23 protein-coding genes are annotated in these 24,810 nt (G+C 73.8%); 11 read left to right on the top strand and 12 right to left on the bottom strand.

What is annotated here, in order from left to right; genetic code table 11:
• The first annotated feature begins 8 nt into the window (after window positions 1–8).
• Window positions 9–758 carry a ZIP family metal transporter gene (locus tag ACIGXE_RS18170; RefSeq protein WP_399748438.1) on the top strand — a complete coding sequence of 250 codons (750 nt, stop codon included), beginning with the start codon at window positions 9–11 and terminating at the stop codon, window positions 756–758.
• A 280-nt stretch (window positions 759–1,038) separates the two neighbouring features.
• Here ACIGXE_RS18170 and ACIGXE_RS18165 read toward each other — a convergent pair whose 3' ends face one another.
• Window positions 1,039–1,305: a DUF4235 domain-containing protein gene (locus tag ACIGXE_RS18165; protein ID WP_399748436.1), complete on the bottom strand. Its 267-nt coding sequence runs from the start codon at window positions 1,303–1,305 to the stop codon at window positions 1,039–1,041.
• A 202-nt stretch (window positions 1,306–1,507) separates the two neighbouring features.
• Here ACIGXE_RS18165 and ACIGXE_RS18160 point away from each other — a divergent pair, with 202 nt between their 5' ends.
• From ACIGXE_RS18160 to ACIGXE_RS18135, 6 genes are all read left to right on the top strand, one after another.
• On the top strand, window positions 1,508–3,190 hold the full coding sequence (locus ACIGXE_RS18160) for a SpoIIE family protein phosphatase (RefSeq protein ID WP_399748434.1): 1,683 nt from the start codon (window positions 1,508–1,510) through the stop codon (window positions 3,188–3,190).
• Window positions 3,191–3,632: 442 nt separating this feature from the next.
• Window positions 3,633–5,057 carry an ATP-binding protein gene (locus tag ACIGXE_RS18155; RefSeq protein WP_399748432.1) on the top strand — a complete coding sequence of 475 codons (1,425 nt, stop codon included), beginning with the start codon at window positions 3,633–3,635 and terminating at the stop codon, window positions 5,055–5,057.
• A gap of 28 nt (window positions 5,058–5,085) precedes the next feature.
• Window positions 5,086–5,466 (top strand): roadblock/LC7 domain-containing protein, encoded by a 381-nt coding sequence (locus ACIGXE_RS18150; RefSeq protein WP_399748430.1) that lies wholly within the window; start codon window positions 5,086–5,088, stop codon window positions 5,464–5,466.
• Window positions 5,463–5,819, top strand: a complete 357-nt coding sequence (locus ACIGXE_RS18145; RefSeq protein ID WP_399748428.1) for a DUF742 domain-containing protein — start codon at window positions 5,463–5,465, stop codon at window positions 5,817–5,819. The genes ACIGXE_RS18150 and ACIGXE_RS18145 overlap by 4 nt, the downstream gene beginning before the upstream one ends.
• Window positions 5,800–6,420 carry a GTP-binding protein gene (locus ACIGXE_RS18140; RefSeq protein WP_399748426.1) on the top strand — a complete coding sequence of 207 codons (621 nt, stop codon included), beginning with the start codon at window positions 5,800–5,802 and terminating at the stop codon, window positions 6,418–6,420. Before ACIGXE_RS18145 ends, ACIGXE_RS18140 begins: the two co-directional genes overlap by 20 nt.
• Entirely contained in the window at window positions 6,417–7,880 is a 1,464-nt protein-coding gene (locus ACIGXE_RS18135; RefSeq protein ID WP_399748424.1) for a cytochrome P450, read from the top strand. The genes ACIGXE_RS18140 and ACIGXE_RS18135 overlap by 4 nt, the downstream gene beginning before the upstream one ends.
• Window positions 7,881–7,885: 5 nt before the next feature.
• Here the strand turns inward: ACIGXE_RS18135 and ACIGXE_RS18130 are convergent, their stop codons facing one another.
• Window positions 7,886–8,992, bottom strand: a complete 1,107-nt coding sequence (locus ACIGXE_RS18130; RefSeq protein ID WP_399748422.1) for a hypothetical protein — start codon at window positions 8,990–8,992, stop codon at window positions 7,886–7,888.
• Window positions 8,993–9,369: 377 nt separating this feature from the next.
• Window positions 9,370–11,631, bottom strand: coding sequence for an FUSC family protein (locus tag ACIGXE_RS18125; RefSeq protein WP_399748420.1), 2,262 nt, complete (start codon window positions 11,629–11,631; stop codon window positions 9,370–9,372).
• A 174-nt stretch (window positions 11,632–11,805) separates the two neighbouring features.
• Here ACIGXE_RS18125 and ACIGXE_RS18120 point away from each other — a divergent pair, with 174 nt between their 5' ends.
• Window positions 11,806–12,318: a GNAT family N-acetyltransferase gene (locus tag ACIGXE_RS18120; RefSeq protein ID WP_399748418.1), complete on the top strand. Its 513-nt coding sequence runs from the start codon at window positions 11,806–11,808 to the stop codon at window positions 12,316–12,318.
• 53 nt (window positions 12,319–12,371) lie between these two features.
• On the opposite strand, the gene ACIGXE_RS18115 is transcribed toward ACIGXE_RS18120, so the two are convergent.
• From ACIGXE_RS18115 to ACIGXE_RS18105, 3 genes are read right to left on the bottom strand one after another with little or no spacing between them, the layout of a single operon-like run.
• Window positions 12,372–12,785: an STAS domain-containing protein gene (locus ACIGXE_RS18115; RefSeq protein ID WP_399748416.1), complete on the bottom strand. Its 414-nt coding sequence runs from the start codon at window positions 12,783–12,785 to the stop codon at window positions 12,372–12,374.
• The gene (locus ACIGXE_RS18110; RefSeq protein WP_399748414.1) at window positions 12,782–13,909 is read right to left on the bottom strand and encodes a B12-binding domain-containing protein; all 1,128 of its coding nucleotides are present in this window, start codon (window positions 13,907–13,909) and stop codon (window positions 12,782–12,784) included. Before ACIGXE_RS18110 ends, ACIGXE_RS18115 begins: the two co-directional genes overlap by 4 nt.
• On the bottom strand, window positions 13,906–15,594 hold the full coding sequence (locus ACIGXE_RS18105; RefSeq protein WP_399748412.1) for a SpoIIE family protein phosphatase: 1,689 nt from the start codon (window positions 15,592–15,594) through the stop codon (window positions 13,906–13,908). The genes ACIGXE_RS18110 and ACIGXE_RS18105 overlap by 4 nt, the downstream gene beginning before the upstream one ends.
• A 273-nt stretch (window positions 15,595–15,867) precedes the next feature.
• Here ACIGXE_RS18105 and ACIGXE_RS18100 point away from each other — a divergent pair, with 273 nt between their 5' ends.
• The gene (locus tag ACIGXE_RS18100) at window positions 15,868–16,671 is read left to right on the top strand and encodes a restriction endonuclease (protein ID WP_399748410.1); all 804 of its coding nucleotides are present in this window, start codon (window positions 15,868–15,870) and stop codon (window positions 16,669–16,671) included.
• A 31-nt stretch (window positions 16,672–16,702) separates the two neighbouring features.
• On the opposite strand, the gene ACIGXE_RS18095 is transcribed toward ACIGXE_RS18100, so the two are convergent.
• Window positions 16,703–17,533 carry a DUF1206 domain-containing protein gene (locus ACIGXE_RS18095; protein WP_399748408.1) on the bottom strand — a complete coding sequence of 277 codons (831 nt, stop codon included), beginning with the start codon at window positions 17,531–17,533 and terminating at the stop codon, window positions 16,703–16,705.
• A gap of 151 nt (window positions 17,534–17,684) precedes the next feature.
• Here ACIGXE_RS18095 and ACIGXE_RS18090 point away from each other — a divergent pair, with 151 nt between their 5' ends.
• Window positions 17,685–17,942, top strand: a complete 258-nt coding sequence (locus ACIGXE_RS18090; RefSeq protein ID WP_399748406.1) for a WhiB family transcriptional regulator — start codon at window positions 17,685–17,687, stop codon at window positions 17,940–17,942.
• Between the two features lie 170 nt (window positions 17,943–18,112).
• Here the strand turns inward: ACIGXE_RS18090 and ACIGXE_RS18085 are convergent, their stop codons facing one another.
• Complete coding sequence (locus ACIGXE_RS18085; RefSeq protein ID WP_399748404.1) at window positions 18,113–18,622, bottom strand: ATP-binding protein; 510 nt, start codon at window positions 18,620–18,622, stop codon at window positions 18,113–18,115.
• 118 nt (window positions 18,623–18,740) lie between these two features.
• Complete coding sequence (locus ACIGXE_RS18080; protein WP_399748402.1) at window positions 18,741–19,955, bottom strand: PP2C family protein-serine/threonine phosphatase; 1,215 nt, start codon at window positions 19,953–19,955, stop codon at window positions 18,741–18,743.
• A 107-nt stretch (window positions 19,956–20,062) separates the two neighbouring features.
• Here ACIGXE_RS18080 and ACIGXE_RS18075 point away from each other — a divergent pair, with 107 nt between their 5' ends.
• Window positions 20,063–20,575, top strand: coding sequence for a MarR family winged helix-turn-helix transcriptional regulator (locus ACIGXE_RS18075; protein ID WP_399748400.1), 513 nt, complete (start codon window positions 20,063–20,065; stop codon window positions 20,573–20,575).
• Between the two features lie 118 nt (window positions 20,576–20,693).
• On the opposite strand, the gene ACIGXE_RS18070 is transcribed toward ACIGXE_RS18075, so the two are convergent.
• The 3 genes from ACIGXE_RS18070 to ACIGXE_RS18060 are packed head-to-tail and all read right to left on the bottom strand — an operon-like array spanning window position 20,694 to window position 24,759.
• Window positions 20,694–21,869, bottom strand: a complete 1,176-nt coding sequence (locus ACIGXE_RS18070; protein ID WP_399748398.1) for a PP2C family protein-serine/threonine phosphatase — start codon at window positions 21,867–21,869, stop codon at window positions 20,694–20,696.
• 60 nt (window positions 21,870–21,929) lie between these two features.
• Entirely contained in the window at window positions 21,930–22,298 is a 369-nt protein-coding gene (locus tag ACIGXE_RS18065; RefSeq protein WP_399748396.1) for an STAS domain-containing protein, read from the bottom strand.
• 46 nt (window positions 22,299–22,344) lie between these two features.
• Complete coding sequence (locus ACIGXE_RS18060) at window positions 22,345–24,759, bottom strand: SpoIIE family protein phosphatase (RefSeq protein WP_399748502.1); 2,415 nt, start codon at window positions 24,757–24,759, stop codon at window positions 22,345–22,347.
• Window positions 24,760–24,810: the final 51 nt, after the last annotated feature.

Genomic DNA, 24,810 nt, shown 5'->3' with positions numbered 1-24,810 from the left:
GAGTTGCCGTGGCAGGAGCATGGGCGGCGGGTGGTTGGGGGCTGTTCGCGGGCGCGGCGCTGCTGGTGGGGGCTGCCGTCGGTTCGTCGGTACGGGTCCCGCCACGGCTGATCGCCCTGGTCATGGCCTTCGGCAGCGGGGTCCTGATGGCGGCGGTGTCGTTCGAGCTGATCGCGGAGGCGTACGAGCGCTCGGGCATGCCGCCGGTGGTGGTCGGTTCGGTCCTCGGGGCGGCCGTGTACTCGGGAGCCAACGCCCTGTTGGCGCGGCACGGCGCCCGGCACCGTAAGCGTTCCGGGCGGCAGCAGCCGTCCGAGGCCGACGAGCCCGGGTCGGGAAACGCCATCGCGCTCGGTGCGCTGCTGGACGGCGTCCCCGAATCCGTGGTCATCGGCACCAGTCTGCTGGGAGGCGGACAGCTCGGGGTGGCGACGGTGGGGGCGGTGTTCATCAGCAACCTTCCCGAGGGACTGGCCAGCTCGGCCGGGATGCGCGAGGCCGGGCGCAGCCGCCGCTACGTGTTCACGCTGTGGGGAGGCATCGCCGTCCTCAGCGGACTGGCGGCGCTGGCCGGGTACGTGCTGCTGGGCGGCGCGTCCGACCGGGTGATGGCGGTGATCACGGCGGTGGCCGCCGGCGCGATTCTGGCGATGATCGCCGACACGATGATCCCGGAGGCCTACGGCAGGGTGCACCTGCTGACCGGGTTGGTCACCGTGGTCGGGTTCCTGTCCGCGTTCGCCCTGTCGCACCTGTGACGGCGGGACCTGCCGCACCTGTGACGGCGGGACCTGCCGCAGCTGTGGCGGCGGGGCGGGCGGGGCGTTCTTCTCGGCCGCCGCCGCACGGCAGGGCTCGGTCGCCGGCTCCGAGTCGGATACGAGCGTGGTGCCGCGAACGGAGAAGGGGTGCCACGAACGGGGAATGCCGCGAACGAAGGGCGGCGCCGCCCCTGTGCCGGGTCGGCGCCGCCCTGACGGCCCTGATGACAGCCCTGACAGCCCCAACGGCCTGCCGGCCCTGTCGGGACGGCGCCCGTCAACCGGGCCAAGTGCCCGTCAGGCGCCGCGTAGTGACGGCTCCACCACGCTGCACCATGGCTTTGACGACGGCGAAGATCGCGCCCTGTACAGCTGCGGCGAGCAGGATCTCGCGCCAGGTGCGGTCCTCGTCCATGGCGTCGGGGGCGTCGCTCTCGTGCCCGATCACCTTCCACGCCTGCTTGAAGGCCACCCCCGCGAGCATGCCGCCGGTGGTGCCGAGCACGAGGCCGATCGGCTTGTAGGCGATCTTGGATTTCTTCATCGGCACCTCCGGAGAACCTCCTGTGCGTCATCCCGCTGTCCTGGCGCGCCTACCCCGCGCCCCGCCGCTCACTCGCCGGCCGGTGGGGGCAGCAGGTGGCACGACGCCGTCCCCCGCCGGGCGCCGGGCATCATCCCGGGCCGAGGGGGCACTCGCGGGAGCTGAGGAAAGCCCCCAGGAGGCTCCGACGACGGGAGGCGCCATGACGGGCTCGAGCGGTCCGCACGACGCCGTGGCCGCCACGCTCGACAGGCTCGGTTCAGGTGCCTACCTGGCGGACGAGCAGGGCCTGATCCTCGCCGTGAACAGGCACGGCGAGAACCTGCTCGGCCGCCGGTCCGCCGAGCTGCTCGGGCAGGACGCCCACGACCTGCTGCACCGCACCAGAACGGGGGCGCCCATGCCGCGAGCGCAGTGCCGGATGCGGGAGACCGTCCTCGACGGGGGCACGGAGCAGGGCGAGGGCGAGTGGCTGGAGCGGGGCGACGGCACGCTGCTGCCCGTGTCGTGGCTGGCCACCCCCTGCCGCATCGGCCCGGGGGCCTCCGCCACGCTCGTCCTCTTCCACTCCACCGGGTCCCCCGGCAGCCCCGACCGGCGGGCCCGGGCCGGTGCCCGGCTCTCGGAGCTGGAGCGGCTCGCCCTGCTCGCCGAGACGACCACCCTGCTCACCTCCACCCTCGACATCCACGAAGCCCTGCGCCGCCTGATCGGTCTCGTGGTGCCCCGCCTCGCCGACTGGGCCGTCGTCGACCTGATCGGGGAGCGGGACGAGGTGTGGCGCTTCGCCGTCGCTCACGCCGAGGACGGCGGCGTGGCCTTCCGGGAGGACCTCCAGGGGCCGATGCCGCCGGTGCCCCAGGAGTCCTCGATGCCTCTGTCCCGTGCCCTGCGCGGGGTCGCCTCCTCCTTCGCCGGCCCCGAGACCTATCAGGGGCCGCCCGACTCCGGTGTCGCGGTCGAGCAGCGGCGTCTGTTCCAGGCGACGGGCATGCACTCGGCGATCGTGGTGCCGCTGCGCAGCCTGCACCAGGTGCTGGGCGCCCTGACCCTGGGCCGCGCCGCCCAGCCCCAACGGTTCACCACGACCGACACCGTTCTGCTGGAGGACATCGCCCGCCGGGCCAGCTTCGCCCTGGAGAACGCGCGCCTCTACCAGCGGCAGCGGAAGGTCGCCGAGACCATGCAGCGCCACCTGCTGCCGAAACTGCCGTACACCCCCGGCCACACCATGACCGCCCGCTACCTGCCCGCGCCGGACGCCTCCCAGGTGGGCGGCGACTGGTACGACGCGTTCACCCTGACGGACGGCGCGACCGCCCTCGTCGTCGGCGACGTGGTCGGCCACGACCTGGACGCCGCGGCCGGCATGGCCCAGCTGCGCAACATGCTGCGCGCCTACGCCCTGTCCCAGGGGAGGCCGCCCAGCAAGATCGTCGAACGGCTCGACCGTGCCACGCTGAACGTCGCGGAGGTCTCCCTGGCCACCCTGGTCTTCGCGCGCATGACGCGTCGGGACGGCCGCTGCGTGCTGACCTGGACCAACGCCGGCCACCCGCCGCCCCTTCTGGTCACGCACGAGGGCGTCGCCCGCTACCTGACCGACGGTCACGGAATACTCCTCGGCGTCGTCCCCGACCAGGACCGCCCCGACGCGACGACCGAACTGCCGCCCGGGTCGACCCTGATCCTCTACACCGACGGGCTCATCGAGTCCCCGGGCCGCAGCCTGGACGAAGGTCTGACCCGGCTCCGCCGCCACGCCGCCTCACTGGCCCACCGCCCCCTCGAGTCCTTCACCGACGAACTGCTCGACCGCGCCCGCCCCCCGGACAACGAGGACGACGTGGCCCTCCTGGCCGTCCGCCACACACCGAGCCCGTGACCACCGGGGCCCCGTCCGGCGACGCCCCCGACGTGCTGTCCCCGACCTGCCGCGCCTGACTTACAGCGCCCGCCCAAGGCACACAGCGCCACATTCGATCATTCGATGTCATTTTCAGTGCACGAATCTGCCCATTCATGGGGCCGATTTGATTGATGGAAACCTTCCTTTCATCGAGGTCACACGGGAAACATCAACTGACTATGCTCCGCACATGTGTTGCGCCGCGCCTCACCGCGACCAAGCACGGAGACGACCTCCTGGCGGCCGCATTCGAGAATGCTTACGCATTCGATCGAAATAATGTTCCTTCGGCGCTGCGCACTACTTCAGTCCGCTCATTCCAGACTGTTTAGGGACACCCTTCATGGTTCGTGCAGGTTCAACCTCCAGAGCCCGGCCGCACGCGACGGCCCCGGTGTGGCTCGTCCCGCCGGGAGCCGTGGCCTGTGCCCTCGCCATAGGGTTGATCGTCTCGCAGGCGCAGATACGGATGTCGCTGGCCTGGTGGGGCTTCCTCGCGGTGTCCCTCGCGGCCCTCGGCTCGCTGGTGACCGTACGTCTGTCCCGTTCGGCGGAAGCGGCCCGTCACACACAGGCGGCGGCGCAGGCGCACCAGGCCCACGCGGAACGTGAGGCCGCGCTGCTCGGACGCCTGGCCGACCAGCGCACCACCACCGTCTGGATGGCCGAGTCGCTCCTTCCCGCGGCGGTCGCGCGGCTGCAGAAGGGTGACCCCGCGTCCGAGATCCTGCAGTCGGTCTCCTTCGGAGTGCATCTCGACGAGGAGTTCGCCGACGCCCTCCGGGCGGCACTGCGCACGCTCCTGGAGGCCGTCGAGGCCGAGGAGAACACGCGGGACTCCTCCCAGAGGGCCCTCGTGGCCGTCGCGCGCAGGGTCCAGGCGATCGTGCACCAGCTCGCGAAGGACCTCCGCGCCATGCAGATCATCCACGGCACGGACCTCGTGCTCTCCCGTGGCCTGCAGGACATCGACCACCGCAACGCGCTCATCGGCCGCCTCGCGGCCAGCATCGCGGTCCTGGGCGACGCCCGGCCCGGCCGGCAGTGGTCGAAGGCCATTCCGCTCTACGACGTCCTGCGCGGGGCCATGTCGCGCATCGTGGACTATCCGCGGGTGAAGCTGCAGGCCGTCACGGAGGCGGCGGTGATCGGTCCCGGCGCCGAACCGCTGATCCACCTGCTCGCCGAACTGCTCGACAACGCCACGACGTTCTCGCCCCCGCACACCCCCGTGGAGGTGAGCGCGATCGAGGTGCCGTCCGGCATCGCGATCGAGATCGAGGACCGGGGGGTCGGGCTCACCGAGGAGGTCCGGCAGCGCATCGCCCGGATCATGGCGGACGCGTCGTCGGGACGCTTCCTGGCGGGTCTCGGCGAGGTGACCCAGCTCGGCCTGCCGGTCGTGAGCAGGCTGGCGCGCGAGCACGGCTGCGAGGTGGACCTGCGTACGTCCGCCTACGGAGGCGTGCGGGCCGTGGTCCTCGTGCCCCGGCGCCTGATCACCACGGTGGAGCAGCCCGTGGTGAGAGCCCCGGAACCCGCTCGGAGAGGCATCGGGGGACCGATCCGCCCGCGGCCGGTGCCGACCGTCGTGAGCGACGGCCCGGCGCGTTCCGTCGAGGTCGCGAAGACCGTCAACGGACTCCCCCGCCGGCGCCGGGAGTCGCCCGTCCCGCCGCCGGTCGTCCGCACCTCGCCCGTTCCTCCCGCCGCCCCGGTGTCCCGGGGAACGTCCGGCGCCTCCCGCCAGCCGGGACTGATGTGGGAGGCCTTCAACGGGGACAGGACATCGGGCGCCGAACCCTCCACTCCGCACAGCGAGCCGTCTGATGAGGTCGACTAACATGCAGCCACTGCCCAACATTGACTGGATGCTCAACGAGCTCGTGGGCGGCGTGCCGCACGTACGACACGTCGTCGTCCTGTCCTCGGACGGCCTCTGCATCGGCCAGGCGAACACGGCGTCCGACACGGCCGACGCGATCGCCGCCGCCTGCTCCGGCATCCAGAGCCTGGCGAAGGCCATCGCGCAGATGTTCCCGCACGGGGACGGTTCGACGCGCATGGTCGGGATCGAGGCCGACGGCGGGTACTTCTCGCTGATGGCGGCCGGCCCCGGCGCGTACCTCGCCGTCCTGGCGGACGCGGAGGTGGACGCCGGTCTGCTCGGCGACCGGATGCGGACTCTGGTGGTACGGATCGGTCAGCACATGACCAGCCCGCCTCGAGATGACGTCCGGCAGGCGATGTGACCTCGGAGAGCAACTCCCCCTGGGACGAGGGGACCCCCGTTCCGCTCTACGTGATCACCGGTGGCACGGGGCCCTCGGCCGAGGCCTTCGACCTCGTCACCCTGATCGCGACGAGGTCCGAACCCGAACCTTCGATGCAGCCGGAGCAGGCGGCCATCCTCTCCCTGTGCCAGTACCCGCTGTCGGTGGCCGAGATCTCGGCCTACCTCAGCCTGCCGTTCAGCGTCGTCACCACGCTGCTGTCCCAGCTTGTCGAGGACGGACGCGTCGAGGCGATCGCACCCGTGCCCGTCGCGGCCTGTCCCGACCGCGGCCTGTTGGAGGCGGTGATTCATGGACTACGCAAGCTCTGACGGACCCAGGACAGGACCACGCGACACCGACGTGCTGCTGGCTCCCGGTGCCAGGGGGGTCAAGCTCGTCGTCGTCGGCGGCTTCGGCGTCGGCAAGACGACCATGGTCGGCACGGTGAGCGAGATCCCTCCCCTCACCACGGAGGAGACCATGACGCAGGCCGGCGTCGGGATCGACCACAATCCCGGCGCGGCGGGCAAGCACACCACGACCGTCGCGATGGACTTCGGCCGGATCAGCATCAACCGGGAGCTGGTCCTGTACCTGTTCGGGACTCCGGGACAGGAGCGCTTCTGGTTCCTGTGGAACGGAATCTTCGAAGGCGCGCTCGGCGCCGTCGTCCTCGTCGACACCCGCAGGATCGAAGTCTGTTTCGAGGTCGTCACCCGCCTCGAGGACCGCCGCGTCCCCTTCATCGTGGCCGTCAACGCCTTCCCCGACGCACCGCAGTACCCCGAAGAAGAACTGCGCACGGCTCTGGCCCTCAGCGACTCCGTACCCCTCGTCACCTGTGACGCGCGGGACCGGGCGTCCTGCCGCGACACCCTCCTCTCGCTGATGGTCTACCTGTGCACCCTCGCCGCCCAGGAGACCGCATGACCGTTCCACCCCCCGAACACACCACGGAGAAGTCCGGAATGCTGCCGCCGCCGGGGTGCCCGGCCCATGCCGCCACCGGGCCCGGCGGAGCGGTCCGGCTCTTCGGCTCCGCCGCGGAGACCGACCCCATGGGCCTGTACGAGGAGTTGCGCGCCGCCCACGGTCCGGTGGCGCCCGTCCTGCTGGACGGTGACGTACGCGCCTGGCTCGTCCTCGGCTACCTCGAGAACCGGGACGTGGCCACCCGGTCCACCCAGTTCTCCCGCGATCCGCGGCTCTGGCACGGCTGGACCAGCGGGGAGATCGACGCCGCCACCTCGCCGCTCGTGCCCATGATCGGCTGGCGTCCGGACTGTGTCTGCGCGGACGGCGAGGAGCACCAGCGTCTGCGCAGCGCCGTCACCGCCTCGCTCGACCAGTTCGACCACCGTGGCCTGCGGCGCCACATCAACCGCTTCGCCCACCAGTTGATCGACGCGTTCTGCGAGAGCGGCGAGGCCGAGCTCGTCGGTACGTTCACCGAGCTGCTGCCCATGCTCACCCTGACGCATCTGCTCGGCATGTCCGACGAGGGGACCCCTCGGCTCGTGCACGCCGCGCGGGACCTCTTCAAGGCCACCGAGACCTCGCTCGCCAGCAACGCGATCGTGGTGGAGAGCCTCGAACAGCTCGTCAGGGACAAGCACGTGAGGCCGGGCCAGGACATCGCCTCCGCCCTGCTGGCCCACCCGGCCGGCCTCACCGACGAGGAGGTGGTGCAGCACCTGCGCCTCATCCTGCTCGCCGGGTACGAGACCACCGCCAACCTCATGTCCAACGTGCTGCGCATGGTCGTGACCGATCCGCGGTTCCGCGGCTCACTGGCCGGTGGACAGATGACCCTGCCGGAAGCGGTGGAGCAGGTCCTGTGGGACGAGCCCCCGCTGATGGTGTGCCCGTCCCGGTACGCCAGGGGGGACACCACCCTCGGCGGGCAGTCCATCAAGGCGGGAGACATGCTGCTGCTGGGCCTGGCCGCGGGAAACGTCGACAAGGCGATCCGTCCGGATCCCTCGACGCCCGTGCACCACAACCGGGCCCACCTGTCCTTCAGCGCCGGCAGCCACGAGTGTCCCGGCCAGGACATCGGCCGCATCATCGCCGACACCGGCATCGACATCCTGCTGACCCGGCTTCCAGACATCGCCCTGGCCGTCCCGGAGGAGGAGCTCACCTGGCGCTCCTCGACCTGGGCCCGGCATCTGACAGCCCTGCCCGTCGCGTTCGCCGCGCGTCCCCCGCGGAACCAGCAGCTTCCGGTGCCGCTCCCGGCGCCGCCGCCGCGGAGCGGCCCGCCGTCGGCGACGGCACCGGTGCCCGCCCCGCCGGCCGCGCCGGGAACCGTCCCCGCGTCCGACCGCGGGCCTGACGCCCGGCCCCCGTGGTGGGCACGCCTCGGACGGCTCCTGCTCAGGCGATAGGCGCGTCAGGGCCGGGCTTCCGCGCCCAGCCCGACGGCCGAAGGGGGTGCCGGCGCACGCGTGTCGGCACCCGCTCGGTACCCCGGTTCGGGCGGCGCCTCGGCGGAGACGTACCGGGGAGCCCCGGTGTACCAGGCGTAGAGACCTGACAGGAAGCCGCAGGCGCCCTCGATCCACGTCTCCAGCTCGGCGCTCTCCTCGGGGTGCGGGCCGGACGCCCGCGCCGGCAGCCGGACCGCCTCCCGCCGGAGCTGCTCGAAGTCGCGCATGCGGGTGTTCACCAGATGGACGGCGGCGGGTACGGCCTCCCGGAGGGGAATCCCCAGTGACGCCGCCATCACCACCACGAGGTTGTTGACGTCACGCTCCTCGTGCACCTCCCGTTCGTAGGAGGCGATGTCGTTCGCCAGCCCCATGACGTCCATGAACGCGGCGAGTAATCCGCGCATCGTCCGGCCGCTCCGGATCCGCTCGGGTATTCGCGCCCCGGTGGAGAGCTCGACGGAGTAGGGGGCGGTGTGAGCGGCGAAGCTCTCGCGCCGGAACGGCGCGTAGTCGATCAGGTGGGGAACACGACCGGCACGGCTGTTGGCCAGTTCCTCGACCCCGGCGTCGATGTATCGCGCCACCGCCCGGTTGAACTCCTGTCGCCAGTGCGCCAGTTTCGGGGGGAACAGCTGTCGCTGCAGGTCGGCGATGCCGCGCTCGACGGCATTCACGGGTTCCGGCTGTCCCTGCCCGCGTTGCGGGCTCAGGAAGGCGTGCAGCCGGGCGGTGAATTCCAGTGCGCCCCGGAGGTCGCCGGTCCTTTTGAAGGTGGCGGCGAAGTAGTCGTCCCACGCCAACGCCCAGATGTTGAAGCGGTGGTTCAGACGCAGGTCGTCCGGGGCGGCGTCGGGGAGCGTCCACGCGGTGAGCGCGTCGACCGTCATGGCCTGGAACTTGTGCCGGGTCCATATGGCGCGGTGGGACGGCCCGCCCTCGTCGTCGATCAGCATGCCCATCTCACGAGCCCAGCTCTCGCTCTCCGCCCGCAGAGCCGGCAGGTGCGGATTGACCCGCAGGGGATGAGGCATCCACAGCTCCGGGAGTTCGACGGCACGCACGGTCATGGTCACTCCATCTCCCTCGAGGCACAGGGCGGGCCGGGGGCTCCTCCCTGCCGTCCGAGTCGACTGCCGGTTCGGCGGCAGGCAGGGCAGATGTCGCCCGCACCACCGACGGCCGGAAATGCCCCCCTGAGCAACGCCTCAAACCTGCCCGCGTGGCGGGATCCGCAACCCCTCTCCTGCCGAGCGGCGGCCCTCGCGGTCGTCCGTCGGGACGAACACGCCGCGACAGACGGAGGGAGGGCCGGCGGAAGGAGCGTCGAAACCACGAGAACCGGCCGTCGGGCGAGAGGTGCGCAGGTCGCCCGGGCGCCGCCGCGTGCGTACCGCGCCGCGCGCGCCCTGCTCCCCCGCTGCGCCGTGCGCGCCTGCCTCCCGCACTACGTCACGCGCCCCGGCCGCCGCGCACGCCGGCCGCCGACGGACGCTCCGGCGCCGGTGTCGGCACCCGCACCCGCACCCGCACCACTGTCGTCGGCGAGCCGTTCCAGGTCTGTCGTCAGTGAGGCCAGCCAGGAGACGGTCGCGTAGTACCCGCGGGACGCGCCGGGCGGGTCGTCGGCGAGGGTGGTGTACGCCGTCGGGGCGTGGAGCGGTACGGGCGTCTGCGCGGTGTCCCCCGTCGGGTCCATACGGGCGGAGACCAGCAGCATGCCCGCCGCCACCCGGTCGCCCGCGCGGACGACGGACTCCGCGGCGTCCGGCCCCAGCGGCGGGGCCACCAACGGTTCGGGCGGTACGAGGAGCCGGTCGGCGCCCCACAACGTGTGGTGCCCGGCGATCAGCGCGGCCTGCCAGTCCTGACCGGCTCCCTGCGGGGCGGGCGCCCCGGGTTCGCTCTGGTACTGCGCGTACGCCGACTCCGCCAGGACGAGCGCGTGTTGCAGCGAACGGTGGCCCGGGGCGGTGACCACCGGCGTGCGCCGCCCGCCCGCCGCGATCTGCGCGGTCGTGGACACGACGATCTCCGCGGCGATCCGCAGCAGCACCGCCACCGACCGCCGCAGCTCGTCGTGGGCGCCCCGCGGCCAGGCCAGCAGCCCGAAGACGGCACCGATCGCGCTGCCGGTCAGCACGTCCAGCACCCGGAACTCGGCGAGCTGCCAGGTGGCCGGTGCCAACTGCGCGAAGACCAGGGCGACCACGACGGTGAACAGCGCCTGGGCCCAGCCGACGCCCTTCACCGGCCCCAGGGTGAACGTGACCAGCATCAGCGGCGGCAGCGCGACCGCGTACACCGCGATGTCGGTGCCGACCAGGGCCAGCAGCGCCGCCGCGACGAACGCCCCGACGAGCGTGCCGGTCAGCGCCACCCGCTCCGTCTTCCGGGTCTCCCGCACCGTCGTGCGGGTCAGCGTCAGGGTGGCCAGCAGCACCCAGAAACCGTGCGGAAGCGTGTCGAGGCCCGCGATCAACCGGGCCGCCGCCAGCGCCATGCTGATCCGCACGGCGTTCTGGAAGAACACCGATCTTCCGCCGGCGTGGCCCGACAGGCGCCGCCACCACAGCCGGGGCGCCCGCTGCCGCGCGTACCAGAAGCGGCCCGGCGCCGGCACGTCCGCCGCCCGGCCCCGTACGGCGATGTCGGCGGCGGTGGACATCGCGAGCGCCGCGTCCGCCACCTCCAGGAGCGCCGCGTTGCGCCGCAGCACGGCGGGGGTGCCGTCCTCGGCCGCCGTCAGGGCCTGCCGGGCCTGCCCCAGGTGGCCTCGCGCGCGGTCGTCGGGGGCTCGGCCCCGCAGCCGGGCGGCGGTCTCCCGCGCCACCTCCGCGATCGCCCCCAGCGGGTCCGCATCCCTGGCGCCCGCGGCCCCGGCCGCGCCCGCCGGGCCCGCCCCGGCCGCCTCTCCCCCGTCCCCGGCCAGGCGGGGCGGCACCGCACCCGGAGGAGGAGGCGGCAGCACCGTCAGCCGGCCGAGCAGGGTGCGCGTCGCCAGGCCGGTGTGGGCCAGTGCCCGCTGCCGTACCCCCGCTCCGGCCGGCCGTTCCGCCTCCGGGACCCGGGAGGAGCGGAGCCCCGAGCTCAGGGCCTGGGCGGTGTGCCGGGTGGCCTCCGAAAGCGTGTACGGCGCGGAGCGCAGGGCGTCCGCGCAGCGCGCCGCGCCGTCGGCGGCCCGGGCGGCCCGTTCGCGGTAGGGCAGGGCCGCGGGTTCGGGGAGCAGCGTCAGTTCCACGAGGACGAGCAGGACGAGCCCCAGGGTCGCCCCCGCCAGCCGTTCGCCCAGCGAGCCGGGGTCGTACGGCGGGAACGACGGCAGGATGTACATCAGCTGCAGACCCGTGGCCGCGCCCGCGAAGCGCGGCCCGCCGACGCCCATGAACGCCAGCGCGAACCCCACGACCAGCATGCCGACGACCGCGGTCCAGGTCCGCACGGACAGGTAGGTGCCCAGCGTGATCAGGAACCAGCACACCGGGATCACGCCCACCAGCAGACGGGCCCGCTGGCGCCCGGAGCCGGGGAGGTGGGACAGGCCGGCCATCGCGATCGCGCCGAACAGCGCGTACGTCGCGCCGACCGTCGAGTCGAAGCCGTACAGGAGCAGGTAGAACCCGGCACCGGCGGCGACCGTGACGCGCAGCGCCCTGCGCGCCGCCGCCCGGTAGGCGGGCGGCGGGCGTCGCCGGAATGCGCCAGCCATGCCCCCAGCATCACCCGCCGGTCCGGACCCGGCACGGCGGGGGTCGCGGTGAGCGGCTGTGTCCCGGCACGGCGGGGCGGTAGGGGGCCGCGGTGAGCGGCTTTCGGCCGGTGAGGTGGTGGAACGCGACGCGCGGGTAGCCCTCGGCCCGGCTCGCGGGGCAGGCTGGTGCGCATGAACGAGTTGCGTGGTTCGGTCGTCGTCCTGCGTCCTTCCGTCCCCGGAGACGTCCCCGCCCTGGCCGCTGTCCGGGCCACCCCCGAGGTCCGCGCGCGGTGGCGGGGCGGGGACGACATGGCGGCGGAGGTCGCCTCCGATCTGGCGGACCCGGACACCCACTGCCTGACCGTTCTTCACCTCGACCGGATCGTCGGGATGATCCAGTGGTACTCCGAGGAGGAGCCGGACTACCGGCACGCCGGGATCGATCTCTTCCTCGACCCCTCGGTGCACGGCAAGGGCCTCGGCACGGACGCCGTCCGCACCCTCGCCCGCCACCTGGTCGAGGAGCTCGGCCACCACCGGCTCGTCATCGACCCGGCGGCCGACAACCACGCGGCGATCCGCTGTTACGAGAAGGCCGGGTTCCGGCCGGTCGGCGTGATGCGGCAGTACGAGCGGGGCGCGGACGGCAGCTGGCACGACGGACTGCTGATGGACCTGCTGGCCTCCGAGCTGACGCGGTGACCCCGCGCCCGGCCGCCCGGCGGACACCGGGCCGGCCGGGGTCGGGGGCCCCGTCAGGGGTACGGCAGCGGGGGGCCGTCCGCCTCGCCGCCGGGGGCGGTGCCGTCGGGGCCGCTCGCGCCGGCCGCCTCCGGCCGGCCTGTCAGGTGCTCGTAGGTGCCGGTGAGCAGCAGCAGCCTGTCGAGGAAGGGGGGTCTGCGCTCCAGGTGCAGGCGCACTCCGGCCGCGGCGGTGTCCCGGTGGAGGGCCAGCAGGGCGGAGAGGCCCATCGAGTCGCAGAGGGTCATCCGGGCGCAGTCGAGGCGTATGTCCGAGGGGTCCGGGGCCGCGGAGAGGTGGGCGCGGGCGACGTCCAGCAGTTCGTCGGTGGCGTCCCACGCGAAATCGCCGGCGAGCTCCGCGTGGAGGACGCCGTCGACGCCGGTGGCGGCCTTGAGTTCGAAGGTGTTGTCGGAGGATGTCGTCATGCCTGGGGTCCGGGGGCCGATGGCGGGGGGACGCGGGTGAGGGCGCGGCGTCCGGCGGTGAGGTGGGCCTGTGCGCGCGGGAAGTCGCGCTGCGCGTCGGCGAGGAGGTCGAGCGCGGCGAGCAGGGCGGCGGTGGGGACGCCGCGCACCCGGAGGACCTCGGCGGTCCAGGTGAGGAAGCCGGTGAACAGCTCGGCGTCGTCGGTGTAGAGGGAGGCGGCGAGGAAGTCGACGATGTGGGCGATGTCCTCGGCGGTCCGTTCCCGCTGCTGGTCGGTGTACGCGGCCATGGCCGGGACCCTGTCCTCCAGGCCCTTGAGGACGTCGCTGGTGAGCCGGGCCCGGGTGCGGGTGACGAGGGTGTACTCCTGGTCGAGGAGATGGGGCAGGTCGTGGCCCGGGGCGGGCAGAGGTGTCTCCGGGCGCCGCAGCCCGCCGGCGAGGAGGTCGGCGGCGGCCCGGGCGTCGGGCGCCCACCCGTCGGCACCGAGCAGACGGGCGTACCGGCCGTCGGGGCCGAAGGCGGCTCCGCCGACGAGGACGGGGATCCCGATGGCCTGGACGGCGGTGACGGCGGCGTGGGCCGCCGGCAGGCGGACGGGCAGGGACGAGGAGAGCGCGACGACGTCCGCACCGTTCTGGTGGAGATGCGCGATCAGGTGGGGGGTGGGGACCTGGGCGCCGAGGTAGTCGACCACGAAGCCCCGGGCGCGCAGGACCTCGGCGAGGAGGCGGGCGGGCAGGGCGTGCCATTCGCCGGGGACGCAGGCGACGGTGACGCGCCGCGGGGCTCTGCCGCCTTCCCGTCGGGCGGGCGGTCCGGCGGGGCGGTGTCGGGGGGTGCGGTGGGCGAGGGCGGCGATGACGCGGTCCTGGATGGCCGTCGCGGCGTGTTCCTGGGCGACGGTGAGGCGTCCGGCGGCCCATTCCCTGCCGACCCGGGCCTGGACGGGACCGATCACGTCGAGCAGGACGTCCTCCAGTGGGACCCCCGCTTCGCAGGCGTCGAACACCGCTGCCGCGGCCGCCCCTTCGTCCCTCTCTTCGAGGGCCGCCCACAGGCGCTCGCGGGTGTCGACGAGACCGGCGGCGTCGGTGGACGAGGGGGTGGTGTGCGTGGTCATCCGGTGTACCTGCCCCGGGTGTGGCCGTTCACCGCGGTCAGATGGTTGGAGTGCGGTGCGGTGATCGCGACGACCGCCATGTCGTCGTGCGGACCGCTGCCCACCCAGTCGCCGGCGAGCATCTGCAGGCGCTCGACGACGGCCTCGGCCGGGAGTCCGACGCATTCGGCCAGGGCGGTCCGGAGCCGTTCCTCGCCGAACATGGCCGACCCGAGCGGCCCGCCCCGGGCCTCGGTGATCCCGTCCGTGTAGAGCAGGCAGGTCTCCCCGGGCGCCAGGTGCACGGTGGCGGACCGGGAGGTGACCTGGGGGAGCGCGCCCACCAGGGTTCCGCGGGTGTTCGCCTCCTCCACCTCGCCCGTGGTGCGCAGGATCAGCGGTCCGGGGTGGCCGGCGCTGGTCAGCCGCAGCCGCACCCGGCCGCCCGAGCGGCGCACCGAGGCCAGGACCAGCGTGGCGAAGCGGGTGTGACGGGAGGTCAGGAGCGCGCCGTTGAGCAACGTCAGGACCTGCTGGTGGTCGCCGGCGAGCGGCAGCAGCGCGTGGAGGGTGCTGCGGATCCGGCCCGTCAGCACCGCGGCGTCGAGCCCCTTCCCGCACACGTCGCCGAGGACCGCGAGCGATTCCTGGTCGGCGTCGGCCCCGGCGTGGACGTCGTAGAAGTCGCCGCCGATCCGCTCCGTCTCCTGGGAGGTGCGGTAACCGCCGGCGAAGTCCACGCCGTGGACGTGGTGGAGTTGCGGCGGGAGGAGTTCGGCGATCAGCGCGCGGGTGATGCGCGCCTGTTCCGCGTACATGCGGGCGGCCGAGAGCGCGGCGCCCGCGCGGGCGGCGAACAGCCGGGCGAACAGTTCCTCCGACGCGTCGAAGGCCGTGTGGCCGCTGCGCCGCAGCAGGATCAGCACGCCGGCGGGCACGCCGTGGCCGGGGAGGGGTGTGACGGCGACGGATCCGACGGTTCCTTCGAGGCCTTCGGGTACGGCCCAGTCCGGCAGATCCGCCGGGTCGATCCACCGGGCTGGCACCGGGGGGAAGCCCTGGAGGGCCTCGGCCAGGCCGGGCATCGCCGTGGGATCCATCGCCACCTGGCGCCGGGTGACCCGCTCTCCGATCGCGGTGACCACGCCGTACCGGTTCCGCACGGGTGGCGCGATCGCCAGCGCCACGTCGGCGAGGTGGGCCGCGGCGAGCTGGGCCGCCTTCTCCAGGCACCGGTCCGGGTTCAGCGAGGCCAGCAACTGGGTGGAGGCGTCCGCCAGGAGCGCGGTGCGCTCCTGCTCGGTCCGCAGGGCCTCCTCGGCGGCGACCAGGTCGGAGTCGTCGACCAGCCACCAGGCGACGTCACCGTGCCCGGACCGGGTGGGGTGGGCCCGCAGGAGCCGTCCCTCGTGACGCCCGCGCAGAGCGGGGTGCGCCGCCCGGGCGGAGGCCGCCGGGGGCCGCGTCCGCTGCGGCGCCGGACGGGCCAGGCGTCGATGCGCCTCGGCCAGCCAGGGCGGGACCACCTCGTCCAGGCACGAGCCGACGCCCATCGCCGGGAAGAGGTCGGCGGCGGCGTCGTTGAACTCCACGACCTCGCCCTCGTGGTCGGCCACCACCGCCGGATGGGGCGAGCGGAGCCAGGAGGTGCTCACCGCCGCGGATGTGCCCCTGGTCCGACCGGACTCGTCTTCGAAAACAGTCATATGCGTGGCCGCCTGTCGTGGCCCGCCACCTTCCCGCTCGACGACAGCTCGTCCTTCCAGCCTTCCTCAGGCCACGCCGCACATCAAGCGAACCCCTCTCCCGGTGGGCCTCGGGGCGGCGCTGTGCCCATACCCTCACGTTCCCGGCACATCGGCTTCACGGAAGGATTACTTTCCCGGCCCCGGATGGTCGGAACTCGTGGCCGACGGAGGCGTTTCGGCGCCGTGTTCGCGGTCACCCGGTTCTGACACACCAGTCGGGAAGGGGGCCGCATGGCGGCGAACGGTGGTCGGGAGCGGGGCGTGTTCCGGGGCGGTCCGGTGGCCGTCGGACGGGACGTGGTGCTCGCGGTCGGTCTCGCGGGGGCGGTCGTCGGCGGAGCGGCGCTGTTCCTCAAGACGGCGCGGGCCGCGGGCGTGCACGCTCCCGTCGTGCTGGTGATGCTGCTGACGGTGCTCGGTGTCGGGGTGGCGATGGCGCGTTGGAGCATCGCGCCGGGGCGCGGCGGAGTGCGTCGGCGGCCCGGCGACGGCGGTGACGGCGGCTTGCGGCGCATACCGGGGGAAGCGGCGGGCTCGGTCGCCGTACCCGCGCGGGGCGATGGAGCCGTTGCCGGTGGAGGAGGCGTGCCGGTCGAGGCGCCCGTCGTGGACGCCGAAGCGCTGGACCACTCCGCCGCCGACGCCGACGGGTTCGAGCACACCGTCGCGGCGCTCTGCGTCCGGGACGGCTGCGGGGCCGTGGAGGTGGTCGGCGGGGCGGGTGACCTCGGCGCCGACGTCGTGGCGACCACCGCGGACGGCCGGCGGGTCGTGCTCCAGTGCAAGCGGTACGCGCCGGACCACCGCGTCGGTTCCCCGGACCTCCAGCGCTTCGGCGGCACCTGCTTCACGGTTCACGGTGCCGATGTGGCGGTGCTGGTGACGACCAGTTCGTTCACCGTTCCGGCGCTCGAGTACGCGGCCTCGTGCGGGATCCTCTGCGTCGACGGCACCGCTCTGGACGCCTGGACCGCCTCGGTCTCCCCTGCACCCTGGGACGCCGTTGCCCCGGAGCCGGAGGCGGCCCCCGACTGACGGAGCGGGCCGGGCGTTCCCGGGGGGCGGGTCAGACCTGGCGCCACTTCGCCTGGCCGAAGGAGAAGACGCCGAAGAGCACGAGGCCGAGGGCCACGGCGAGCAGCAGCCAGGGGCCCGCCGGGGTCTGCGCGAAGGAACGGATCGTGTCGTCCATGCCCTTGGCCTGACGCGGGTCGAACGCGGTCGCCGCCTTCAGGCCGGAGAGGCCGAGCGCGGCGAGGACGAGACCGCGTCCGATGCCGCCGACCACGCCGGTCACGTCCATGAGGCGACGCTGATACGTCGTCAGCCGCCCCCACTCCAGACGGTCCCGGTACGTGCGGAGCACCGCCCGGCCCGCGATCCACAGCCCGGCCCCCAGCACGCCCACCGCCACCGCGCCGGTCCACCACCGGCCGCCGGGCAGTTCGAGCAGGCGGGCGGTGACGTCACGGCTCTGACGGTCGGTCGAGCCCGCACCGCTCCCCCGCTCGCCCGCCGCGAAGGAGAGGACGAGGAAGGCGGAGCCGGCGTAGAAGAGGGAGCGTCCGGCGGACAGGGCGCGCTTCCAGGTTCTGTCGCCCTTGGGGCCGGACGCGCCGAAGACCGCTTCGGACAGCCGCCATGCCGCCATCCCGGCGAGGCCGGCGCCCAGGGTCCAGAGGAGGACGGCTCCGAAGGGGGCGGCGGCGACCTGCGCCACGGCGCCTCCCCGGTCGGCCTGTTGGTCCGCGCCCGTCAGGCCGACCCGTACCGCGAGTGCTCCGACGAGGAGGTACAGCACGCCCCGCGCCGCGAACCCCGCCCGGGCAGCCGCCCGTACGGCCTCGCCGCGCACCGCTCTCCCCGTCCCGGCCGCGTGCGGCCCCGCTGTGGTCATGTCCCTCGCTCCTCTCGATCGACCCTCCGGGTGCCCCGTCCTCGTCGGACGAATCCCGCGCGGACGAATCCCGGCCGCGCCGTTTCAAGTGCGGAGAGGCGGTGACCCGAACGAAGACGATTCCCGACGCATCCGTCAGGAGGAGAAGCACATGGACAGCTGGCGCATGGCCGCGGCCTGCCGGGAGGTCGACCCCGATCTGTTCTTCCCGGTGGGGGCCGGTTCCCCCGCTCTCGCCCAGGCCGAGGAGGCCAAGAAGGTCTGCCGGCGCTGCCCGGTGCGTGACCAGTGCCTGCGCTGGGCCATGGACGAGTCCCGGCAGGTGACGGGTGTGTGGGGCGGCCTCACCGAGAACGAACGCCGTTCTCTGCGGCGCCGGTTGCGCCGCGGGGCGGAGGAGAGGCGGTGAGCGCCGACCGGGCGGGCGGCGTACCGCCGGGCCTGCGCGGGTGACTCACCGGGCTTACGCGCGTGCCTGAGGGGCCGGCGGGCCGACGCCGGCGCCTTGGGGACCGGCCTACGCTCGGGCGCCTCAGGGGTCGGCGCGCCCCCGCGGGCGCCTCAACTCGGGGAGCGGGCCTACGCGGGCGCCTCAGGGGCCGACGTCTGCCGGCGGGCGCCGGACTTCCCGGTCCCGCGCCCGGCGGCCCCCGGCAGCAGGGAGAGGCACGCCCGGACCCGCTTTCCGGTGGGGTGCGGCTCCACGGTCACGCTCTCGCAGACGGCGACGACGATCTCGACGCCGTGCTGTCCGATGCGGCGCGGGTCGTGGCCCCGGGGTACGGGGGCGGCCGCCGCGCGGTCGATCACCGAGATCTCCAGGGTGTCCTCGCGCAGCTCCAGCACCAGGCGACACGGGCCGGGTGCGTGCCGGACCGCGTTGGTCACCAGCTCGCTGACCACCAGCTTCGCCAGATCGACGCGCTCGTCCGTCAGCGGTGCGGGCCGGACGGCCGAGGCCGCCGCGAGGAAGTCAGTGGTGAAGGCGCGGGCGGACGCGATCGCGCCGCCGTCGGCGTCGTCGTAGACGGCACCGGCGGACAGCAGGGGCTCCGGTGCGGCACGCTCCGCCGTGATCGCGTCCGTCATGGCCCTGGTACTCCCCTCGTCAGGCGTGGTGGGCGCGCTGGGCACCTCGTACTCCGCCTTTCCCGTCTTGGCGGTTCCCACACCGACGGCATCCGGGGCCACGCGCACCACCACCTTCTCAGCCCAGCGCGGGCGGCGGGAGGGGGTCCCCGGCCCTGTGGGTGACCGCACCGGAACCACCCGCCTCGTGCCCGCGCCAGTCGAGGCAGAGGACGAGGACGGCGTCCGGTACGTCCCCGGGCGTCTCGCGCAGCGCCCGTACGACGGCCCCGGGGGCGTCCGCGCAGCTCAGGTGGCTTGTCCGGGTCAGGGCCCGGAGGACGGGACCCTCGGGCGCCTCGTCGTCCCGGCCGGTCGGGGACTCGTCCCGGTCGCAGGCGACGATGACGAGCCGGTCGCCGGGCAGGAGGCTCAGCCGCTGCGTGGCGTAGACGGTGTCCTCGAACATGCCGAGGGGCAGCTGGCGGTCCAGCTCGATGCGCTCGGTCACGGCCCCGCGGGTCCGCCAGACCGTCGGCGAGCCGGCGTCGACCACCTCGAGATCGCCCGTGGCCAGGGCGAAGCCGAGCAGCAGGGCGGCGAGGGGGCTCTTTCCCCGGTACTGCCCGTAGAGCGCCTGGTCGGTGAGGCTGGCCTGTCCCACCAGGTCGAGTCCGGCCCGCCGGGCGTTGCGGATCGCGCTCAGGGCGAGGGTGCTGACCAGCGCGGCCGGGGTGCCGGGGCCGGCGCCGTTGGCGACGACCACCTGGAGCTCGTCCTCGGTCACGCTCCAGTCCAGGACATGTCCGCCGGAGGTGTAGGCCGGCTCCCAGTAGGCGTGCAGGTCGAATGCCGGTCCGGTGCAGGCGCGGCCCGGCAGGGTGTCCCACTGGATCTCCCCCGCGACGCTGAGGGCGCGTGTCCGGCGGGTTCTGCGGTACAGGTCGGTGTGGCGGTCGGCGACGCGCAGGGCGTGGCCGAGCATCTCGGCGACGTGGCCGAGGCCGTCGGTCGCCTCCGGGGTGGCCCGCCCCGCGGGCAGGACGACCACCAGGACGCCGAAGCGGTCGCCGCGGACCGTGACGGGAAGGTACGCGGTCGCCGTGGGCCCGTCATCACGGAAAAGATATGGTTGCTGAGTGCGGAAGACGCGACCGGCGGGCCCGGTGTCCACGGGCCCGTGCCGCACCGCGGCCGGTGTCTGTACGGGCTCCACGGGCCGCAGGGACGTGAGCCCGTAGTCGATGAGCAGCAGGTCGGCGGATGACGCGGCGTAGTGCCGCGCGAGACTGACACGGAGGGAGTCCAGAAGGAGGTGTGGTGCCGCCCCGCGCAGTGCGCTCTCCACTGTCACGTGTCGATCCACCGAATCCGTACCGCCTTCTGGAGAGATGTGGAGATGACCGGTCCGTCGGAAGGCCGACGACCTCGGCCCCGGACGCCCGAGGAGTGTGGGCAGGCATGAACACCGACCCCGCCCCGTCCCCGCGGGAGCCGCAGCAGACGACTCAGGCCGCCCGGGAGCTCATCGAGCTCCTGGAGGTGCTGTGGGAGCGCGGCCGGGACATGGTGTCGCCGACGCCGGTGTCGGCGAGTCAGCTGCGGGTGCTGTACAGCCTGGACCGGGAGGAGGGCATCAGCCTTCGGACGCTGGGCGACCTGCTCGGTTCCGCGCCGCCTTCGGTGAGCCGCATGTGCGATCGGCTGGAGGCGCTGGGCTTTGTGCAGCGGTTGCCCAGTCCGGTCAGCCGGAGGCAGCTGGAGCTGCACCTGACGGCCCACGGCAAGGCGTACCTGCGGGACCTCCGGGCCCAGCGCGAGGAGGCCCTGCTCGCGGTCATCGGCGCGATGTCGCCGACGAGCCGCAAGGCGCTGCTGCGGGGGCTCACCGGGTTCCAGGAGGCACTGGAAGAGGGCGCGCCGGCGGCCTCGTCACGCCCCGGCACGCCGCTGAAGGACGTCAGTTCGGCCTGATCTCCGCGCGCCGCCGGCTCCGGCCGGCCGCCCATCCCCTGTCCCCATCGCCACCCTCCGGTCATCCTCGCTGCGTTCAACCGGGCACGAGCCAGGTGTTGCCCCAAGGATACAGTTGTCACACGGCAACTGTTGACGGGGGCCCGTGCCAGTCGAGGCAGACGACGAGGGCGTCGTCCTCCAGCGGGGTGCCGCCGTGGTAGGTGGCGAGCTCCCGCAGCACCGCCTGCGGCACGTGCGTGGGCGGGAGCAGTCGCGTCCCGCTGAGCGCGCGGGCCAGCGCCCGCTCGCCGTAGCTCTCCCCGTCGGGGGAGACGGCGGCGTAGACCCCGTCGCTGCCGAACAGCAGGCGGTCGCCGGGGAGCACGGTGAACCGCTCGGGCACGTAGTGCGAGTCCTCGAACATGCCGAGGGGCAACTGCGCCTCGAAGGAGACGGACTCGACGGCGTGGCCCCGCAGCCGCCACAGCCGCGGCGACCCCGCGTCCACGGCCTCCACCTCGCCCGTGGCCAGGTCGAAGCACAGCAGGAGCACCGACACGAAGGCTCTGCCCCGGTACTGCGCGTACACGGCCTGGTCGGCCAGGGCGGCCTGGTCCGCGAGGCCCAGACCGGCGCGGCGGGCGTTGCGGAGCGCGTTGATCGCGAGGTTGGTCAGCAGGGCGGCCTCGATGCCCTCTCCCATGCCGTTGGTGACGGTCAGGGTCAGCCGGCCCTCCGAGACGGACCAGTCGTAGTTGTCCCCGAAGATCGCGTAGGCAGGTTCCAGGTGGGCGCCGAGGGCGAACTCCGGGCGGGCGCACGAGCGGCCGGGGAGGAGCTGCCACTGCATCTCGGCGGCGAGGGTGAGCCGCGTCGCCCGCCGCGCCAGGACGTACAGGTCCGTGTCCCGCTCGGCCACCAGGATCTCGTGGCCGAGCCCCTCGCAGATCTGGCCGAGTCCCGGCAGCAGAGCCCCGAGGTCGGCCCCCGAGGGCAACTCCGCGGTGAGGACGCCCAGCCGGTCGCCCCGGACGGTGACGGGAAGGTGGACCAGGACGGAGCCGGACCCGTGGGTGACGTACGGCTCCTGGGCACCGAAGGCGCGCCCCTGCGGACTGTCGTGGATCGGCACCGACGGCGCCGCCCCGGGTGTGCGCTCGACGAGCTGGAGCGTCCGCAGTCCGTAGTCGGCCAGGCGGAGTTCCACCCGCCGGGCGCCGCAGTACTTCCGCAGGGCGTCCTCGACGACATCCACCAACCGGTGCGGAGCCGCCCGGCGCAGCGCCTGCTCGACGTCGGCGATCTCGTGCACGTTCTCCCGCTTCCTTCCTCCCGGGCGCGGTCCCGTGCCCGGGGCCGCGCCGGCCTTCGTCTACCTCGTGCCGTCGGCCGCGGCCAGCGCCTCGGCCAGGTCGGCGTGCGGCGGGGTCGTCGTCGTGACTCCGGTGATCTCCAGGATGCGTCGCACCGCGGGTGTGGGCGCGGCGAGGTACAGGTCGCCGCCGATCTCGCGCGCCTTCTGGAACGCCCTGATGAGGACGTTGAGGCCGGAGGAGTCCATGAAGCCGAGCGCGGACAGGTCGAGGACGAGGTGGGACCGTCCCTGCCGGAGCTGCTCCGTCAGGTGGTCCTCGAGCCGGTCGGCCGTCTCCATGTCGAGCTCACCTCCCACGGACAGCACCGCTGTGCGGGCGTCGCGGACCGTGACGTCGACATCCAGGTTCAGTTCTCGCTCGGACATGTTCCCTGCTTTCCATGATGGGGACGGGCGGTGGGGCGGGCGGCGATCAGGTCATCTGGACACCGACCAGACACGTGTCGTCGTCCGTGTCCGACTTGCTGCGGGCCAGCATCAGGTCCAGGCGTCGTTCGAGGCTTTCGGCCGGCATCCGGGCCGTGGCGAGGAGCTGGGCGACGGAGTCGTGGACCGAGGTGTCCCGCCGTTCGACGAGGCCGTCGGTGTACATCAGCACGGTGTCCCGGGGCTGCAGCCGGATCTCCGCCTCCTCGTACTCGGTTTCGGCGAGGGCCCCCAGCAGCATCCCGCTGAGCAACGGCAGGTCGGCCGCCTCGCTCCCCCGGACGAGCACCGGCGGGAGGTGTCCGGCCCGGGCCCAGCGCAGGGTGCGGCTCTCCGGGTCGAAGATCCCGCAGACGGCGGTGGCCGTGACCTGGGCCGTGAGGTGGTGGGCGACGCTGTTCAGCCAGGACAGCAGCTGTCCCGGCCCCGCGCCGGTGACGGCGAGGCCGCGCAGGGCGTTGCGCAGGACGACCATCCCGGTGGCCGCCTCTATGCCGTGGCCCGCGACGTCCCCGACGCAGAGCAGCACCTTCTTGGAGGGCAGCACGACGGCGTCGTACCAGTCGCCGCCGACCAGGGACTCGGACTCGGCCGGGCGGTAGCGCACGGCGACGTCGAGCCCCGGCGCGTCGAGCGGCGGTTTGACCGGCGGCATGATGGCGTGCTGGAGCTGGAGGGTGAGCCGGTTGCGTTCCGCCGCCTCCTCCTCCGTCGCGGCCAGCCGGTCGCGGGTGGCCGTGAGGGCGACCTCGGTCCAGTGCTGCGCCGAGATGTCCTGGTAGGCGCCCCGCACGGCCTGAAGTCCGTCGTCGGCGCCCAGGGCGGGTTCGGCGATCACCCGGATGTGTCGGGTGACCCCGTCCCGGCGCAGCAGGCGGAAGGCGGCGGAGCCCGCCCGCCGCTGGTGCAGCACCGAGTGGAGGAAGCGCCTGATCGTGTCGGCGTCGTCGGGATGGGCGTGGGCCGCCAGGTCACGCAGCGAGACGGGCGGCTCCGTCCGCTGCCGCCCGAAGAGATCGAAGAGCTGGCCGTTCCAGGTGATGTCTCCGGTGAGGAGGTCCTCCTCGAAGGCGCCGAAGCGGCCGAGCCGCTGGGCGTGCTGCAGCAGGCTGGCGAGGCGGGCCGACTCGTCCTCGACGCGCCAGATGAGCAGGACGCTGCCGCCGTGCCGGCTGATGCTGATGTCGGCGAGCGAGGAGAGCGGCACCTGGTCCACGAGGGCGGTCAGCCGGGTCCGCCGGGAGCGGAAGGGCTCGCCCGTGGCGTAGACCCGCTCGATCCGCTCGAAGAGTTCGCTCTCCCCGGCCGTCGCGGGGTACGCCTCCAGGAGCAGCGCCCCGTCGACGGCGCTGCGGGGGCGGCCGGCCGGGTCCTGGAAGTGCGCGTTGGCGTGCCGGATGCGGAAGTCGGCGAGCCTCCCCGCCTCGTCCAGGTGGGGGGTCAGCACGAGGGCGGGGTCGTAGAGGCCCTCGGAGAGTTCGGCCAGTTCCAGCGGTCCGTCCCCGGCGGGGACGAGGGGAGGTGCGGGCACGGCCTGCGCGGGGAGTGCTTCCAGCGTGTGCGCGCAGAGCTCGGCGAGGGCCTCGATCTGGCGCTCCACGGCCTGCGGCTGGGGGTCCAGCGGGCGGGCCCAGCAGATCTCCAGGACGCCGTGGATGCGGCCGCCGGTGCCGGCGGGGACGACGACCCGGCCGCCGTCGGGGTGGCGTGCGCGTCCGATCGAGGGGATGCCGGCGGCCGCCAGCGAGGGATACCAGACCGTGCGGCGGCCGGTGAGCGCCTGCCGGGCCGCGGTGGTCACCCCGGGCGGTACGTAGTGCCAGCGGGCCGCCTCGTCGGAGCCGAAACCGGCGTGGCCGCGCAGGCTCAGCGAGGCGTCCGGGCCGGTGGTCCAGATCGCCACCGCGACAGCGCCCAGGGGTTCGAGGGCGTGGGCGAGCAGCGACTCGGCGACGGACTGGGTGTCGCCCGCGCTGAGCGCGGCGCTCTCGGCCGTACGCAGGCGCACGGCGACCGAGGCACCGGACGGGGCGACCGGGCCGGGAGCGCCGGGCTCGCCGACGGTCGTCCTGACGAACTCGCCGGCGACCTCGGCGACCCGGTCGCGGGCCGCCTGGTTGATGATGTCCGCGGCCAGTTCCAGCTGGGACAGCCCGGCCTGGGCGGCCAGCTCGGCAAGTTGCCGCGCCGCCTGGGCGGGGCCGCACCCCAGGCGCTCGACGATGACGCCCTTGGCGAGTTCGACCAGGGCACGGCCCTCGGCCGCCGCGTGCGCGGCGCGCACCTCACCGCGCAGGCGTTCCACCGTGGCGGCCAGCCGGCCGACCGCCAGACGGTCCTGCGCCGCCTGGGGGTCCGGTGCCGGCAGGGGGTCCGGCGTCACCGGGGGATCCGCCGGCAGGGGGTCCGGCGTCGCCGGGGAGTCCGGCGTCGCAGGGGGGTCCGCCGCCAG

The organism is Streptomyces sp. NPDC053431, from assembly GCF_044544925.1.
Classification (GTDB): Bacteria; Actinomycetota; Actinomycetes; order Streptomycetales; family Streptomycetaceae; genus Streptomyces.
This window is presented reverse-complemented; position numbering and strand designations above follow the sequence as displayed.